Origin of the sequence: Thiohalophilus sp., from assembly GCF_031581315.1 — a bacterium.
Classification (GTDB): Bacteria; Pseudomonadota; Gammaproteobacteria; order UBA6429; family Thiohalophilaceae; genus Thiohalophilus.
Genome location: NZ_JAVLAZ010000038.1, coordinates 9,115 through 25,013 on the forward strand (window position 1 = coordinate 9,115; position 15,899 = coordinate 25,013).

Annotated in this window: 12 protein-coding genes and 1 riboswitch; of the genes, 2 read left to right on the plus strand and 10 right to left on the minus strand. The window is 56.5% G+C overall.

Annotated elements, in window-relative coordinates:
- Positions 1 to 2,781, plus strand: a 2,781-nt coding sequence (locus RI563_RS07325; RefSeq protein ID WP_310693715.1) for an EAL domain-containing protein, incomplete at its 5' end; no start/stop codon positions are given.
- 57 nt (positions 2,782 to 2,838) lie between these two features.
- A riboswitch (cobalamin riboswitch) is annotated at positions 2,839 to 3,136 on the plus strand.
- 116 nt (positions 3,137 to 3,252) lie between these two features.
- On the plus strand, positions 3,253 to 4,548 hold the full coding sequence (locus tag RI563_RS07330) for a cobyrinate a,c-diamide synthase (protein WP_310693716.1): 1,296 nt from the start codon (positions 3,253 to 3,255) through the stop codon (positions 4,546 to 4,548).
- A gap of 202 nt (positions 4,549 to 4,750) precedes the next feature.
- Here the strand turns inward: RI563_RS07330 and bluB are convergent, their stop codons facing one another.
- The 10 genes from bluB to RI563_RS07380 all read right to left on the minus strand — a co-directional run bounded on the left by bluB (position 4,751) and on the right by RI563_RS07380 (position 15,852).
- Positions 4,751 to 5,401 carry a 5,6-dimethylbenzimidazole synthase gene (bluB, locus tag RI563_RS07335; protein ID WP_310693717.1) on the minus strand — a complete coding sequence of 217 codons (651 nt, stop codon included), beginning with the start codon at positions 5,399 to 5,401 and terminating at the stop codon, positions 4,751 to 4,753.
- Positions 5,401 to 6,009 carry a cob(I)yrinic acid a,c-diamide adenosyltransferase gene (gene cobO / locus RI563_RS07340; RefSeq protein WP_310693718.1) on the minus strand — a complete coding sequence of 203 codons (609 nt, stop codon included), beginning with the start codon at positions 6,007 to 6,009 and terminating at the stop codon, positions 5,401 to 5,403. Before cobO ends, bluB begins: the two co-directional genes overlap by 1 nt.
- The gene (locus tag RI563_RS07345; protein WP_310693719.1) at positions 5,999 to 6,316 is read right to left on the minus strand and encodes a DUF2149 domain-containing protein; all 318 of its coding nucleotides are present in this window, start codon (positions 6,314 to 6,316) and stop codon (positions 5,999 to 6,001) included. The genes cobO and RI563_RS07345 overlap by 11 nt, the downstream gene beginning before the upstream one ends.
- A gap of 13 nt (positions 6,317 to 6,329) precedes the next feature.
- Positions 6,330 to 7,001 carry a precorrin-6y C5,15-methyltransferase (decarboxylating) subunit CbiE gene (gene cbiE / locus RI563_RS07350; protein WP_310693720.1) on the minus strand — a complete coding sequence of 224 codons (672 nt, stop codon included), beginning with the start codon at positions 6,999 to 7,001 and terminating at the stop codon, positions 6,330 to 6,332.
- A complete protein-coding gene (locus RI563_RS07355; protein WP_310693721.1) occupies positions 6,998 to 7,456 on the minus strand; it encodes a MotA/TolQ/ExbB proton channel family protein in 459 nt (152 codons plus the stop codon). Before RI563_RS07355 ends, cbiE begins: the two co-directional genes overlap by 4 nt.
- A 2-nt stretch (positions 7,457 to 7,458) precedes the next feature.
- On the minus strand, positions 7,459 to 11,757 hold the full coding sequence (locus RI563_RS07360; protein WP_310693722.1) for a cobaltochelatase subunit CobN: 4,299 nt from the start codon (positions 11,755 to 11,757) through the stop codon (positions 7,459 to 7,461).
- Positions 11,758 to 11,903: 146 nt separating this feature from the next.
- Positions 11,904 to 12,722, minus strand: a complete 819-nt coding sequence (locus tag RI563_RS07365) for an ABC transporter substrate-binding protein (protein ID WP_310693723.1) — start codon at positions 12,720 to 12,722, stop codon at positions 11,904 to 11,906.
- Between the two features lie 5 nt (positions 12,723 to 12,727).
- A complete protein-coding gene (locus RI563_RS07370) occupies positions 12,728 to 13,279 on the minus strand; it encodes a cob(I)yrinic acid a,c-diamide adenosyltransferase (protein ID WP_310693724.1) in 552 nt (183 codons plus the stop codon).
- 2 nt (positions 13,280 to 13,281) lie between these two features.
- Positions 13,282 to 13,977 (minus strand): TonB family protein, encoded by a 696-nt coding sequence (locus tag RI563_RS07375; protein ID WP_310693725.1) that lies wholly within the window; start codon positions 13,975 to 13,977, stop codon positions 13,282 to 13,284.
- 12 nt (positions 13,978 to 13,989) lie between these two features.
- Positions 13,990 to 15,852, minus strand: coding sequence for a TonB-dependent receptor domain-containing protein (locus tag RI563_RS07380; RefSeq protein ID WP_310693726.1), 1,863 nt, complete (start codon positions 15,850 to 15,852; stop codon positions 13,990 to 13,992).
- Positions 15,853 to 15,899 lie beyond the last annotated feature (47 nt).

The following is a 15,899-nucleotide window of genomic DNA, read 5'->3' on the forward strand; positions in this document are numbered from 1 at the left end:
ATGCAAACACAGCTTCGGTCATTTGTGACCGGCAATGTGATCAATTTGTCGGTCACACTGGCCGGACTGATTCTGCTCGCCCTTGGTCTGACGCTGGCCCGTGAGGCCTGGCAGGCACGCCAGATGACTGTTCAGATGGAACAGACCAACGCTGTTGTCGAAGCCCTTCTGGATGCGACCGATGCCCAGGCGCGCGAACGTGGTCTGACTGCCGCCGTGCTCGGCAGCCCAACAACCGGTGAAGTACCCGGTGAATTACGTGTTCTGCGTAATGAAGTCGATAGTCACTGGCAGGCGGTCAGTCAGCGTATGTTAACGTTGCGCCAAAACCACTCGGCTTCACAATCCGTAAAGTTTCGGGGCAAAGCGTTACATCAGGCGCTGGAACATTTCAAGACTATACGGACAGCGGTAGATGAGCATCTGCTGGGGAGCGGTACGAAAGTTACACTTGAGCAGTGGTTTGAGGCAACAACCGAGCTCAATGCCCGTGCCGCCGCCTTGCGTCAGGAGCTGATGCTGGCTGTGAGGTTGCCGAAGCAATTGATGCGCCTGAATTTTCTGGTGCGGGATAATGGCGCGAAAATGGCGGAATCCGCCGGTCAGGTCCGGGGGCTGGTTGCCTATTATGCCGCGAAGCAGTCACCGATGCCCGCTGAAGTACGTTCCAGAGCCGAATTTTCCTATCGTTCCGCACGCCAGCATTTGTCCGAGCTCGTTACCGCGATCGAAGAGATGGCCGACGATGAAATGGATGGACAGGGCGATATTGAAAAACAACTTGAACGATTTGATCCGCAATTGTATCAGGCCGCTCAAAAAATGCTGGATTCCTCTTCGGATGGTGATTACCCATTTACTGCCGATGAATGGTATGTGATTACTACGGAAGGTATTAATCGGATTTTCAGTTTGATAGAGGTGACATCCGATCAAATTGTTACACAATTACGTGATAACGCTCGACGTGAGTTGAACGCGTTTTTACTGTTTATTGTTATGGCCGCACTGGCAGTGTCGCTGGCAATTATAAGTTTGCGTCGGGTCAGGGCCAATGCTGAACAGGTTTTTCTACAGAAGGAGATGGCAGAGGCAATCCTTAATTCGGTTGCCGATGCGGTCATCGCGGTCGATGCTAATGGGTATATCCGGTATATCAACCCGATTGCAGAAGATCTGACTGGTTGGAGAATATCGGAAGCGAGGCATAAGCATTATAAAGAAATATTCCGTTTGTATAACCGTTTACATACCTCCCAGACGGATCCCATCAGTGCCTGCCTCCAGCAGAATATGGTTATTATTCTTAGCGAAGGGCATGCCATTATCGACAGAAATGGTGAAGAAATAGCGATTGATGATTCCTGCGCGCCTATCCGGGATCTGAGAGGTCAGGTTGCCGGTGCTGTTGTCGTTTTCTCCAGCAAGGCTCGTCAGAGAAACTCTGACAGAATTCTGACCTATCACGCGACGCGGGATGTGTTGACGGATATTTTCAATCGCCGAGTCTTCGAGAATTATCTGCGCGAGTTAATGCAGCATGCGGCAGATAGTGGAATGGTGCACACGCTGGCCTTTATAGATGTGGATAATTTTAAGGTGGTTAATGATAGTGGCGGCCACGCTGCTGGCGATCAAATGCTTCGACAGATTGTGTTTATCATGAAGCAGCATATTCGCGAAACAGATGTATTGGCCCGTATTGGTGGCGATGAGTTTGGAGTTCTGTTTAAAAAATGCAAGGGCGATCAGGCTACTAAAATTGCAGGCAAGCTTCAGGACGCCGTGCGCGAATTGCGTTTTACATGGAACGATAAAACCTATCAGGTTGGGCTGAGTATCGGTCTGGTGGAAATCGATGCCGATAGTCCTGGTGTAGAGGAGTTGATAAGAGAGGCCGATGCCGCCTGTTATTCAGCAAAGGAAAAAGGCCGAAACCACATCCAGCTCTATTCACCTGAGGATATGGAGCTCGCACGTCGCCAAGGGCAAATGCAATGGGTGGGGCGTATTACCGATGCGCTGGATAATGATCGTCTTGAACTGTATTGTCAGGAAATTCGTCCTCTCAAGCCGGGGTTGCCACTGCATGGCGAAATCCTTGTACGCATGCATGGCCAGGATGGTGAATTGATTCCACCTAATGCCTTTATCCCGGCTGCGGAGCGACATGGTTTGATGCCGGACATAGACGCATGGGTTGTTCAAACACTGAGTCACAAAGTCGCTCCGATTTTGCGAGCCAATCTGAACCTGCATCTTAATATCAATCTCTCTGGTACAACTTTGTCCGATCCGGAGGCTATTGCCCGTTTGGCCGATCTTATACAACACGATAAGGTCAGGCCTGAGCAGATCTGTTTCGAAATAACTGAAACGGCAGCAATAGCGAGCCTGGATACCACCGTTAATATTATGCAGCGTCTCAGGCGTCTGGGATTCCGATTTGCGCTGGATGATTTTGGTTCCGGATTATCCTCGCTTAATTATCTGAAAAGTCTGCCCGTCGATATGATCAAAATTGACGGTGCTTTCATTCGTCGTTTGGAGAATGATGCCGTTGCCAGGGCGATGGTTGAGGCTATAGTAAACATAGCGGGACTAATGAATATTCACACGTGCGGGGAGTTTGTTGAAAATGATACGGCCCTGGCATGGTTAAATGAATTGGGAGTTGACTATGGTCAAGGGTTCCTTTTTCACCGCCCGTCACCACTGGATGAGTGTTTAAGTGGTTATTGTGACAGCCAGATTGATAAGCCGATCCGAAAATCAGGTTGAGTATGAATCTCGTCCGGGCGGTATGTGGCTGCTTGACACTCTATTCATCATATTTTAACGTATTGCACAGCTTCAGGTGTGCCAGGGTTGCTCTTACCCACGGGATGAAACGGGAAGCCGGTGCTTTCTTGATGCTTCACGGTTGATGAATAATTCCGGCGCTGCCCCCGCAACGGTAAGTGAGTTGCGGCAGATCATCAGGCCACTATTCCGCTTAATGCATTGAGCTGGTTCTATGCCGTGCGCAAAACCAGGTCATTCCGACGTTAATATGGCATGGGAAGGCGATCTGCCCGGGTCTTGTACCCAAGGCCACTCGCAAGCCCGGAGACCGGCCTGAAGTGAATGGTTGGTATTGCGGAGGGCAATTCGACGGCTGGCCGATCATTGACGCTGTTTCTGTCTGAATCTCATTCTCGGCTTAACTTGTTATCATTGATTCGCGTGGCCTGCGCGAGCGGAGGAAACTTCATGGCTCATTGTCCCGCGCTCTTTATTACCGCACCGGCCTCTGGACAGGGCAAGACCACGGTGACGGCTGCACTGGCGATGCATTACCGCGATCGTGGGAAGCAGGTCCGGGTATTCAAGTGTGGACCGGATTTTCTCGATCCCATGATCCTGGAATACGCTTCAGGCGCACCGGTCTATCAACTCGATCTCTGGATGGGCGGGGAACAGCATTGTCGCCAACTTTTGCACGATGCGGCGAAGGAAGTTGACCTAATCCTGATCGAAGGGGTCATGGGCCTGTTCGATGGGGAACCCTCCAGTGCCGATCTGGCTCTCCTGTTCAATATACCAGTGCTCACGATAATCGACGGCAGCGCCATGGCCCAGACGTTTGGTGCCATCGCGCATGGCCTCGCGACTTATCGTGCCGATCTGCCATTTGCCGGGGTATTCGCCAATCGAGTGGCGAGTGAGGGACACTACCAGATGCTTGCCGAAAGTCTACCGGCCGGGATGACCTCGTACGGCTGGTTGGCGCGAGATGCTGAACTCGCCTTGCCGGAACGCCATCTTGGCCTGGTACAGGCTATCGAGGTGGGAGATTTGGCGTCACGGATCGATCGGGCGACCAGTGCACTGGGCGAGATGCATATTCCTTTACCCCCTGCGATCGAGATTACGGCCCCGGCGCAGTCCTCGCCTGAACGGCTATTGAAGGGCCGACGTATTGCCGTGGCAAAGGATATGTCTTTTGCCTTTTTGTATCGCGCTAATCTTGAGCTTTTACAGGCACTCGGTGCCGAGCTCGAGTTTTTCTCCCCCCTTGACGATGTGAAGATTCCTTCCGCCGATGCCCTGTATTTGCCGGGCGGTTATCCGGAGTTACATCTTGAAAAGCTGGCGTCCAATGAGGCGATGAGAAAGGCCATCCAGACATTCCATGACAGCGGCAAGACTATCGTTGCAGAATGCGGCGGTATGCTGTATCTGCTGGAGTCGCTCACCGACGTTCAGGGTTGTCGGGCGGAGATGGTCGGATTGTTGCCGGGCCATGCCACCATGCAGGCTAAACTGGCGAACCTGGGGCTGCACGATATCGAACTGCCGGAGGGGACATTACGCGGCCATACGTTTCATTATTCCCGAATGGAAAGCCCGCTGAAACCCATCGCCCTGAGTCAGGGCAAACGTGCCGGGCGCCGCGGGGAACCCGTGTATCGTGAAGGTAATCTGCTCGCCTCGTATCTACATTTATATTTTCCCTCCAACCCCGAGGCCACGGCGAAACTGTTTGCGCCGTCATCGGGTGAGTGAGGTTCTGGCAGGCTGTCACTTTTTCGGCCTGCTGCAAATAACGCAAAAGGCGCAAAGACGCAAAGAACGCAGAGGAATAATTGGTAGTTGGTAGGCCCGACAAAGCACCCTGCGGGCATAAACTCTGCGGTATCGGGCATTGTCGATCGAGCCCGGGCTGTTTTGTTTTCTCCAGCACGGCATGCAACGCTAAAATGAATGCTTAACTATTCGCCCATTGATTTTCGAAAACGAGTTCATCCAGGCTAGCACGCTGCGCCCAGTTCTCTTTTTCCAGCATCGGTTTGTCATAAAATTCTTTCACGTGACCCAGGCAGAGTATTGCAACAGGCTCTGCCCCCTCGGGTATATTTAACAGCCGCGCCAGCTCGTCGGGATCGAACAGCGAGACCCAGCCCAGTCCGAGACCTTCGGCCCGGGCGGCCAGCCACAGGTTCTGAATGGCACAGGCGGCCGAGGCGAGATCCATCTGCGGCAGGGTGCGTCGGCCAAAGATATGTTTTTCGCGTTGTTCCATTAACGACACGACCAGCAGTTCGCCGCAATCGAGAACCCCCTCGACCTTGAGGCGCATAAACTCTTCCTGTCGTTTGCCGAGTGCCTCGGCAGTGGCGATGCGTTCCTGTTCGACCAGTTGATGAATACGCTCACGCAGCTTTTGATCGGTAATACGAACAAACCGCCATGGTTGCATGTAGCCGACGCTGGGGGCGTGATGGGCGGCATGCAACAAGCGTTGTAGCAAGGCCGGATCGATTGGGTCCGGCAGAAAGTGGCGCATGTCCCGGCGTTCTTCGATCGCCCGGTATACCGCGTCGATCTCGGTTTGTGAATAACGATGCGGGCTGTCCATTACAGTTCGACGCCCTGCTGGGCGCGGATACCGGCCTTGAAGGCGTGTTTAATCTCTTTCATTTCCGTCACCGTATCGGCGATCTCGATCAGCTCCGGTTTGGCGGCACGGCCGGTGAGAATGACATGCTGCATAGCGGGTTTGTTGGCCAATGCATCGATCACTTCGTCCATAGGAATATATTTGTATTTGAGCGCGATGTTGATCTCATCCAGCAGCACCAGGTGGATTTCGGGATCGCGTAACATTTCCAGTGCTTTTTGCCAGGCATGATAGGCCATCTCCGTATCCCGATTGCGATCCTGTGTCTCCCAGGTAAAGCCTTCGCCCATGACATGATATTGCACCTCGGGAAAACGACGGAAAAACGCCTCTTCACCGGTGGAGAAGCTACCCTTGATAAATTGCACGACACCGACCCGCATGCCGTGACCCAATGCGCGAGCCACCATGCCAAAGCCGGAACTGCTCTTGCCCTTGCCGTTGCCGGTATGCACCAGGATCAGCCCCTTGTCCTGGTCGGCCCGGGCGACTTTCTCCTCCACCACGGCTTTTTTGCGTTCCATACGACGTTGATGCCGCTGTTCAGTGGTTTCTTCATTGCTCATGTTCTTCTCCAATCAAAATCAGTTTGCCGGTTTTTTTGTCGCGATAGACCTTGCCGACCGACTCATAGCCGGCGCCGCCCTCGCCAGCAACAACCGGCATCTCCGGGATCTCTTTGCCTTGCTCAACAGTCTGACCGCCGGCGCGGGTATAATCGGCCAGGCCGTTCTGACTGGCTGCCAGTGCGGCGATCAGTCCGCAGGCGAAGACCAGCATAATATCCACCAGATTGGCCAGGGGGCCCAGCGGCTCCTGATCCGGTGGATCAAAACGGCTGCTGTCGAGGCGATGTCGGGAATCTCCGTGCATAGTGAGGTCCTCCTTACACCGCGCTGGGTATGGGTGTCAGCGTACGGATTAACAGGATACTCATGTCACTGAACGAATCCGGACAGCTGGCCAGGGTGCCCGACCAGTGATCCTCTTCGCCGGTGAGATTCTCCCACACTTCCAGTGGGAGTCGCTCATCGACACCCTGTTCGATCAGATAGCGACTGATCTCATGCGGCATGAAATCCCAGGGGCGGGGAATGACGATCGCGTTCCAGCCTTCCTGCAGGGTGTGCACCAGCCGTTGCTGGAAGGGTTGCAGATCGCCGCGTCGATGGAAGGTGATGAAGGTAGTCTCGTCAAAGCAGACATCGCCGGCAGCCGCGACCAGTTGCGCGGCGCTGATGCCGGGAATGCGTTCCGCCCGCTCCCCGCAGGCCCGCTCGAGTCGTTCCAGCATCTGGTAACCCGAGAACAGAAAATCGCCCATGAACAGTACCGCGCAGCGCGCACCGTCGGCATGCCGGGCGGCCACTTGGGCCAGTTGATCTTCCTGGTTGCGGTAGGTCAGGACCACGCGTTCGGCGGTGACGGGAACCAGATCGTCGGCCAGTTGCAGTACTGTCTCAAAGCCGACCACGATATCAGCTTTTTGCAGACGGGCTTCGCCAAGGCGGGTCATGTAGCTGGGGTCGCCGGGACCAATGCCGATGGCGCTGATCATGCTGTGCTCTCCTGTGTGCGGGTTTCCAGAGTATCGAGCAACTGGTCGTACCAACGGCGGCGCAGCCGGCCCAGCACAAAGCCGGCGATGCCGACCAGCAGACCCAGTACTGTGGTGTCGAAGGCAACGGTCACGGCGCGGGCCAGGGTCTGCAGATCGCCCTGGCCGAGTGCTGCCAGTCCGGGACCCAGCGGGATCAGCGTACCCATCAGACCGAGCATGGGGCCGATACGGGCGAGCAGATCCGCGCGTTCGATCCGCCGGCGGCCCTGCGCGGCAATGCGATCCAGGTTATGTTGTTGCAACAGTTTGCTTAAACCGCCAAAGCGTTCGCTCAGTGCGATACCGCTTTCCCACAGGGCAGCCAGTACCACAAACAGCAGGCAATAGATGACCGGCTGTAACAACCAGTCCACGGCGTAATGCATCATCTGGATGGATTGCTGGGTAAACATACTTATCGACCTCGGTGTGTTGTTTGTCGGCGTCCGGACAGATAACGCTCATACAGAGCGCCGCCGGTAATAACCAGCAGGGCAATGGCCAGAATCAGCCATTTTTCAATGCCCGGCTCATGGGGTTGGGACTGTTCCGTTTCGTCCCGCGCGGATGAATCGTCGGTTGTTTGTGGTTTATTGTCGGGTTTGACTTCACTGACCGTGGTGGTCACGGCGTCGGGTTCGGCCGGCTGTTGGGGGCCGGCGGCGGCCGCCAGTACGTTCTCGAAGGTCTGGCGGGTCTGTTCATCCAGCAGGGGTTTGATCCCCTGCAGCATGGGATGATCCGGGCGGGTATGCCCGCTGCCGGGCAGGCCGTGGTGGTTGACCAGTTGGGCGAATTTTTCTGCCAGTGCCTGCCGCGTCTGCTCGTCAACGTCCCAGAACTCCTTGTGCGCGGCGACCAGCATGATCGCGAGCATGTTGGTTTTGACATGCACATTTTGTCCCTGCTCCAGGAAGTCATCCAGTCCCAGATCATGTTTGTCGTCCATGTAGACCTGTTTGACCTCGTCCCAGACCCAGGATTTGATGATCTCGGGATTGGTGACCTGCCAGCCCCACAGGTATTCCATGAACTCGCTGCCCATGGTCCGTGCGCCGGCGTAGTCATGCTTCATCAGTGCCTTGAGCCAGGCGGGATTGAGGAAGCGACCGCGTAACTCCTGCAGCAGCGCGCTGTCCAGTGACTGGATACCGGCATTGTTCGGATCGGCGTGCTGGATGACGTTATTGTCAGGTGCCGAACCGGCAGTGTGTTCCACCGCCATGCTCAGGCCGCCAAGATAATCAAAGGCATCGTTGTTATCCATCAGACCATACAGGTTACTGGCGCGACCCAGGTAGGTGTGCCGGACCTTGCCCAGTGATGCCTTGAAGCTGTCATGGGCGGGCTGGCCGTTGAGGTCGGCGCCGTAGGCATGGCCCATGCGATGAATATAGGCCTGGCTCAGTTGCCGGCGATCATTCCACGCTCCCGAACGTTCAGCCAGGCGATTGACCCCGGCGCCGTAGGAGCCCGGTGCATCGCCGAACAGACGCAGGCTGGCCAGCCGGCCGGCCATTGCTGCCGTTTTATTCTTATTAATCAGTTCTTGCGCCTGTTGGACCCAGTTGGCGGCCACGCGATTTTTTGTCAGCGATTCGTTACCGGGATCACGCTGACCCTCCAGCGGTTCAAGCGCATGGTCCAGCGCCTCGCTCAGCTGGGGATGATCACGACGGATGGTGTTACTGGCCCCATCCAGCGCCAGCAACACGGCCTTGTCCAGCCAGACCAGCAGGTTGGTGTAGAGATCGCGAAACAGGCCCGAGGTGGTGAACACCATGTCACGACGCTCACGATCCGCTTCCAGTTCGAGGCGTTCGATTCCCTTGAATATGCCGCGACTGTTCCAGACCGGTTTGATCCCCAGCATATCCATGCCGAAGGCGACCATCGCCCCTTCGTCGCGTACCGTGTCGGAGGCCCATAACACCAGTGCCTCGCTGCCCGGTTCCTTATCGTCATTCTTTTGCCTGGCTTCGCGAGCCAGTTGCACACCCAGTTCATAGCCGATCCGGGTGGGCAGCACGCTGCCGTCCAGAGCATGAAAGTTGCGTCCGGTCGGCAGGGCCTCGGGGGTGCGGATTGGATCGTTGCCCTTGCCGGGTTCGACGAAGCGCCCCTCCAGTCCGGCCAGCAGGGCGCGGATCTCGTGCGCCGGTGAGCTTTCCAGCGCCTGGTGGATTTTATCGTCGGCGCGGCTATTCTCTGAACGATCCGCCATGGAAGTGAGCATGGTGTCGATGGCTTCCGGTTCCCAGTCGCGACCGAAGATATGCAGGCCCAGCGGCATGAAGCGCTCCTGCATCTCGGTCAGATAGTGGCCGACTTCATGGACCAGCATATCATCGTCGACCTGTTCGAAATCGATCTGACGCACGGCCAGCTCTTCGGCCATGACCGTCTCGAGTTCCTCGCGCAGGTTGAGCTCGTCGATCAGCGCGCGAATTTTTTCCACCGCCTGGGTGCGGGTCGGGCTGTTCTGGCGCGAGGCCTCGAAACTTTCGACCAGCTGGCGCAGCTGCAGCAGATCATCATATAAAGGTGTCGTCTTCAGCGGCGGTGTCAGGTGATCCACGATCACCGCCAGTCCGCGCCGCTTGGCCTGGATGCCTTCGCCGACGCCGTCGACGATATAGGGATAGACTCCCGGAATGTCGCCGGCCATCAGGGTCGGATAATCCTCGCCGGTCAGCCCAACCCGCCGCCGGGGCAGAAACTCGTACGTCGAATGCCGGCCCAGATGCACCAGGGCATCGGCTTCAAAGTCATTCTGCAGCCAGCGGTAGAAGGCCAGGTACTGATGCGGGGGCGGGAAGGCGAGATTGGCGTGCAACAGCTCCTCGTTCACTTCCCAGCCACGTGGCGGTTGCGGGCCGATAAAGACATTGCCGAAGCGGATGCCGGGCAGTACAAACCGGTTATCATGCACCATTACCTTGCCCGGCGGTTCACCCCAGCCGCGCAGCCCCTCGATCCCGGTGTTTCGCAGCGCCCGGTTGAGGCGGCGGATGGCGTCGTTTCGATTCTCACCGGCCAGTGACGCCCGGTGGGCTTCGTGTAACTGCTCGAGCAGATCCAGCGCCCGTTGCCGGGCAGGGTGATCGACACTTTCCAGCAGATGGCGAATATCGCTGATCGTCCGTTCGAGCAACGCCTTGCCGATCTTTAACTGCTGTCGCTCGATCGCCTGATTCACCATGGCGGAGAGATAGGCCAGCGGCCCCTGGCTCATCTCATTGCGGACCGCCCGGGGCAGGGTGTCGAACCATTTTTGATAGTCCGCCAGGCTGAGCCGGGTTGTTTTGCTTGCCATCCTGGCCAGGGCATCATGATCCTCGGGCAGGTTGAGTCCCTGTTCCTGGATGCGTTCCAGCAGAGCTTCGGGGTTCTTGGGTAAGGGACCGGTCCGGTAGCCGGCCTTCTTTAAATGGTGCAACATATCCCAGAGGGAGGCGGGCACATCGAGGTTGTCGGCGCCGACGTTGTGTCGCCCTGGCGGGTGGTTGTAATAAATAATGGCGATGCGCTTCTGGCTGTTGGGTTTGCGCTGCAGGCGTTCCCAGTTAGCGGTGCGGGCCACTATTCGATTCACCTGTTGGGACAGCGGTTCGAGCGGCGCAATCTGCAGCCCGGTCAGTGGATCGATAAAGGGTTCGCGGCGGGTGGCCAGTACGATCGGCTGACTGCTGCCCTGGAGCTCCGGCATCGCCACCTTGTAATGGACATCATCCCAGGGGATGCCGTCTTCGGACAGTCGCCATTGATCCGCTGTGCGCTCGGCCAGGCGTATACCTTTTAATACCGGGACGTTTATCTGCTCCAGTGACCGGGTTGCCTCGCGCCGATGTTCTCCACCGCCGACCGCGAAATCCTGCAAGTTGATAATGGCGGCCGGTTTGGCGGGCGCGACCGTCCGGGGCAATTGTTCCAGTGCCTGGGCACTGGCCTGGCCCCAGCGAGACAGGATCCCCAGGCACTGGAGCTGCTGTTGCGCGAGCCGCTTACACAACATCTCGAGTAATTTTATATCACCGGCCCGATCGCCAGTGTGGTAATCGAGAATAGCGACAAGCGGCCTGGCCGGATCAAACTGAAGGTTATCGGCTGTCGTGATACGGCCCTGATAATAATAGCGTATAGCCCTCTGCGGATTCAGTGGTGGCACGTTGATGGCGGGGTCCACCTTCTGCAACAAGCTGGCGATCAGTGCGGCGACGTTATCGCTGCCACGGTTTTGCCAGTAAGCGCGCAGTTCAAGCCAGCGTTGTTGTTCAGGATAGTTATCGATCAGATCGTTCAGATATTCCCGATAGTCGGCGTCGTGTGGCGGGTTTTTGTAGAGTACATTCAGTTGCTCGGCATCAAGGCCCTGCAGTATACGTTGGCCATCAAGCCGGGAGAGACGGACCAGGCGTCGATCGCTGTTGGTGATGAACAAAGGAGTCTGATCCGGCAGTCTCACCTTACCCAGTAGTTTCTGCAGCCGAGGAACCGGTTCGGCAAAGATCCCGGCGATCAGGATGGCATCGGCACTTTGCAGTTGCTCGACAAGCTGTTGGTCGGAATAACCGGCGATCTGCGCGGGGGTGCGCAGCCTGAGCGTATGCCCCGGGTTGAGCTCATTGAAGTGCCGGGCCCCGGCGACCAGATCCTGGGCCGAGCGTTCCGAGACAATACCGAACAGCGTGGCGCCGCTGGCGCTGTTTAACATGAGCAGGCCACAGAGCAGCATCAGCACCCGGCGCAGCGCGTTGAGCGTCAGACAGCGTTGTCCGCCAGACCGACGGACGCAGCACGGAATAGGTTTTGGATTTTCAGCTTGGGACTGTTGTGCGGACAGGGATTTGGATAGCAGCATTACTGGTGTGACTCCCATTCGGCGCGCCGTCTCTGCAGAGTATCGAGGCCCTCAAGCAGCACCGGCGCCGGATGCAGAAACCGTTCGCCGTCGAGCGTGACGATGCGCACCGGGACGTCGGGCATCAGCATGTTGCAGTTTTTGGTGATATGGCGCTCGAAGATGAACAGGACTTGCGGTTCATAACGGTTCAGCAGCGCGGTCAGATCCTCGATTTCATTGCCCGGCTGCAAGTGGCGGATGCGGCGGTGGGTCTCGACCACCTCGAAGCCGGCCGTGGTAAACAGATCATACAGCCAGGTTTCCCGCCCGAAGGAGTAGGGTTTGCCGCTGCAGGAGGAGAGCAGCAGAGCGCGGGTGCCTTCGGCATTCAGTCGTTTGGCCGCATTGCGCCAGTTGCTGGCAAATTGCTCGATTCTGGGTTCAAGGTCCGTTCGGCCAGTCGCTTCAATGATCGTCTGCAGGTTCTGTTCGATCTGCGCCATGCTTTGAAAGCCCCGAAGCCGGTAAGAGCGAGCGTCTTCCGGGGTGATCGCGGCCAGCTCCTGCGGTTCGGTCCAGTCGGAGGTGAACAGGATAGCCGGTTCCAGGCTGGCGATGATCTCGCCGTTCGGATCCATCACGCCGCCGGTGTCGGGCACGTTCAGCTGATCGTAACGACTGGCACCGACGATGCACTGTTTCAGTCCCAGCCACTCCAGGGTATGGGTGATATAGGGCGACTGGCTGATGACCCGGGGGCAATCCGTCGTGGCGTTGGCCGGCATGTTCAGGAATAACAGGCCGACCAGCAGGCTGTAACGCATGAGTCGGGACATGATGATTAGCGGTTTTTGCCTGGTTGCCAGAGTACTTCCTCGCCGTTTTCAAAACGTGCCAGCACCCGGGCGATGACAAACAGCAGATCGGAGAGCCGGTTGAGATAGATCAGCCCGGCAGGGTTGATCGCTTCAGTCGCGGCCAGCGCCACGGCGTCGCGTTCGGCGCGGCGGCAGACCGCGCGGGCCAGATGACAGGTGGAGGTGGCAATGCCGCCGGCAGGCAGAATGAATTCCTTCAGGCCTGGAAGAGACTCGTTAAACGTATCCAGCTCGGTTTCCAGCCGTTCGGTATACGATGCATCCACAGCCTCGTACCCGGGTACGCTCAGCTCGCCACCCAGGTCGAACAGGTCGTGCTGGATGGCAACAAAACAGTCACGGATATCCTGGGGGAGATCATGCGCGAGGATCATTCCAATTATACTGTTCAATTCATCGATGGTGCCGAAGGCCTCGACCCGGGGGTGGGTCTTGCTGACCCGGCTGCCGTCACCGAGGCCGGTAGTGCCTTCATCGCCGGTACGGGTGTAGATTTTGGATAAACGGTGTCCCATGTTCAGCCCTCCGTGAGGATGTATTGGACGGGTAATTCGATCTGCATACTGGATTCGTGCAGCAGCTCACTAGCCCAACCGATGGTCATTTGTCGGACGGCATCCCTGGCGGCCAGGTCAAGGATCCGGTGTCCCGAGCTTTGAAGTATCTGGATTTTTTCGATCGCGCCCCGGCGATGTAACTCGAAGCTGAGAGTCACTGTTCCCTGGTAGCCGTGGCGACGGGCCAGGCGTGGATAATAAAAATGGTTTCGCAGTTCCAGTTGTAGTTTATGCTGGACCTGTGCCTTGTTGGTGGTCGGTTGTCCAGCCGGTTGTTTTGTGGGTAGTGCCTTGTGCGTTTGAAACTCACGTATTTGTTTCTCGTGGGTTAGCTTGTTGTTTTGATTTTGAAGGATTCGTTCCGTTTTTTCTGTCTTGCGCTTATGGGAGGGCTGTTCCTGTTTTACTACCCTGGTTGTTTCTGTGCCCGAAGGTTGATTTTGTTGCTGTGTTTCCGGCTTTTTCGACTGGGTCGCTACGGGTTGCTTGTCTTCTGTTTTGCTGATGATTTCTACCGATAGACTGGTAGCTGTATTGGTGACAGGCAGGACAATGGAGTTGTTAAACGTCATTAACAGGGGAAGGTGGAGCGCCAGCGACAGCAGCACCAGAAGTGCTAAACGTTGCCGGGACTGTTGTTGCCAACGTTCCACCATGGGCATCCTGGTTTACTTATCGAAATAATAGATAAAGTCGATAAACATGCTGCGACCAATCGTGCTGTAATCGCCGCTGCTCGTTGTGGCCAGTATATATTCCTTGTCGAATAGATTTTCGACCCGAATCCGACCGGTGGCCTGTTCGCTATAGTCCCACTGATAATTCAGGTTGAATATATGGTAACCATCCAGCTCGACCTCACCGCCGCGGTCCTTGCGCGTGGTAGCGCCGAGCAGTTCTATTTTTAACCGTTTATCCGCTTTGTTCCACAGAGCGCTGAGCTTCATTTTTTCGCGTGGACGATTGTCCAGCTGCACGCCGGTATCATCATTCTTGACCGACAGCAGGGTAAACGAGCCGGTCAGTGACCAGTGTTGAGACAATCGGCTGGCACCGATGAGCTCCAGCCCGCGAATGGTTGCGCGATCAATATTGGTTGGGGTAAAGGTCTCAGTATTCGGGCCTGTTTGGGTACTCTCCCACTCGATCAGATTGTCGAGTTTGGTCTCGTAGACATTGACCTCGTAATGGCTGTCTTTGCTTACTTTGTGTCGGAATCCGAGTTCCAGGGTTTCACTCTCTTCCGGCTCCAGATCGGGATTACCTTCGGTGATATAGGTAGTTGTAGTTCCATTGAAGGTGTAGGTTGAGGTGCTGTTGGGCCAGTAGAGATCGTTAACCGTGGGCGCCTTGAAGGCGGTGCCATAAGACGCCAGGTAACGCAGGTTATTAACTTGTTTACTCCAGCCCAGGTCCCAGGTCTCGTGCGTGCCGAACTTGCTGTGGTCATCGACCCGGGCACTGGCGGTAACAGTACCATAGGCCGTTGGTGCGGCCTGGTGCTGGAGAAAGAGGGCGCTGTTGTCAATCTGCGCATCGATCAGACCGCTATTGTCCTTGGTGGCGTTGTCCTGCCAGAGATCGATCCCGACGCTACTCAGGCCGGCCCTCCAGTCAACATCGTTCTGCCAGCTGCCGCTGTAACGGCGGGTTTCGATCTCCGAAGGTATTGTAGGACTGAATGACTCGCTGCGATCCAGGGTGTAACCGAGCTGGTACTGCTGGGTCCAGTTGGCACTGGCAGTATGTACCAGTTTGGCGCTGGCGACCTGATTGGTATAGCGACCATCACCGGTACTGGCGACCCGGTCGTTGAATCCGTCGTTATGCTGGAGGCGAAAGTTCAGTTGATTGGCTGCCGAGAGGTTCCCCTCCATCGCAAAACTGGCATGGCTGTTGGTATAACCGTGGTCTTCTGTCTCGCTGGTTCGGGTGGGTATACCATCTGTGATGCTGCGCCCGGCTTCCAGGTGATACCGCCATTCATCACCCCAGGCGGTAGTGACGCTCGCCTCGCGGGTATTGTGGCTGCCACCGGTGACTTTCAGAGAGGTTCTGTCTTCTTGCCGGGTAAAAATCTGGATGACACCGCCAATGGCGTCGGAACCATACAGTGCTGCACGAGGACCGCGTACCACTTCAATGCGCTCGATATTGTCCAGCGAGAAGTTGGACCAGGCAAAACTGCCCAATGTGGCGGAAGCGGCCCGCACACCATCAACCAGTACGAGGAGATGATCCGAGCCGGTACCACGCATAAAGACCGAGGTCGATTTGCCGGGGCCGCCATTGCGGCTGATGTCGATGCCAGGAACGTTGCGCAACACTTCGTCGATCGACTGAGCCGGGCTGTCCTCGATCTCTTCCCGGGTTATCACCGTGACCGATTGCTGGCTGGCATCAGCGGTCTGGGCGGTGCGTGTTGCCGTTACCTGGATGGTGTCGGCGGTTTCGGCCGCCTGCACCAGTGGATTGGCGATAAATAAGGCAATAGCCGCACTGACTGCATGGCGGCAGGATATGACTTGCATATTGAATTCCCCTGTTGGACGCTCACCCGCGTCGTGGTTTTGTGTGG

What these genes read in the sequence shown, in the direction of transcription:
- RI563_RS07365 (WP_310693723.1), bottom strand. Translation starts at nt 12,722, where the DNA reads ATGTCCCGACTCATGCGTTACAGCCTGCTGGTCGGCCTGTTATTCCTG.
- RI563_RS07360 (WP_310693722.1), bottom strand. Translation starts at nt 11,757, where the DNA reads ATGTTAAACAGCGCCAGCGGCGCCACGCTGTTCGGTATTGTCTCGGAA.
- cobO (WP_310693718.1), bottom strand. Translation starts at nt 6,009, where the DNA reads ATGAGCAATGAAGAAACCACTGAACAGCGGCATCAACGTCGTATGGAA.
- RI563_RS07370 (WP_310693724.1), bottom strand. Translation starts at nt 13,279, where the DNA reads ATGGGACACCGTTTATCCAAAATCTACACCCGTACCGGCGATGAAGGC.
- bluB (WP_310693717.1), bottom strand. Translation starts at nt 5,401, where the DNA reads ATGGACAGCCCGCATCGTTATTCACAAACCGAGATCGACGCGGTATAC.
- RI563_RS07330 (WP_310693716.1), top strand. Translation starts at nt 3,253, where the DNA reads ATGGCTCATTGTCCCGCGCTCTTTATTACCGCACCGGCCTCTGGACAG.
- RI563_RS07375 (WP_310693725.1), bottom strand. Translation starts at nt 13,977, where the DNA reads ATGGTGGAACGTTGGCAACAACAGTCCCGGCAACGTTTAGCACTTCTG.
- RI563_RS07380 (WP_310693726.1), bottom strand. Translation starts at nt 15,852, where the DNA reads ATGCAAGTCATATCCTGCCGCCATGCAGTCAGTGCGGCTATTGCCTTA.
- RI563_RS07355 (WP_310693721.1), bottom strand. Translation starts at nt 7,456, where the DNA reads ATGTTTACCCAGCAATCCATCCAGATGATGCATTACGCCGTGGACTGG.
- RI563_RS07345 (WP_310693719.1), bottom strand. Translation starts at nt 6,316, where the DNA reads ATGCACGGAGATTCCCGACATCGCCTCGACAGCAGCCGTTTTGATCCA.
- cbiE (WP_310693720.1), bottom strand. Translation starts at nt 7,001, where the DNA reads ATGATCAGCGCCATCGGCATTGGTCCCGGCGACCCCAGCTACATGACC.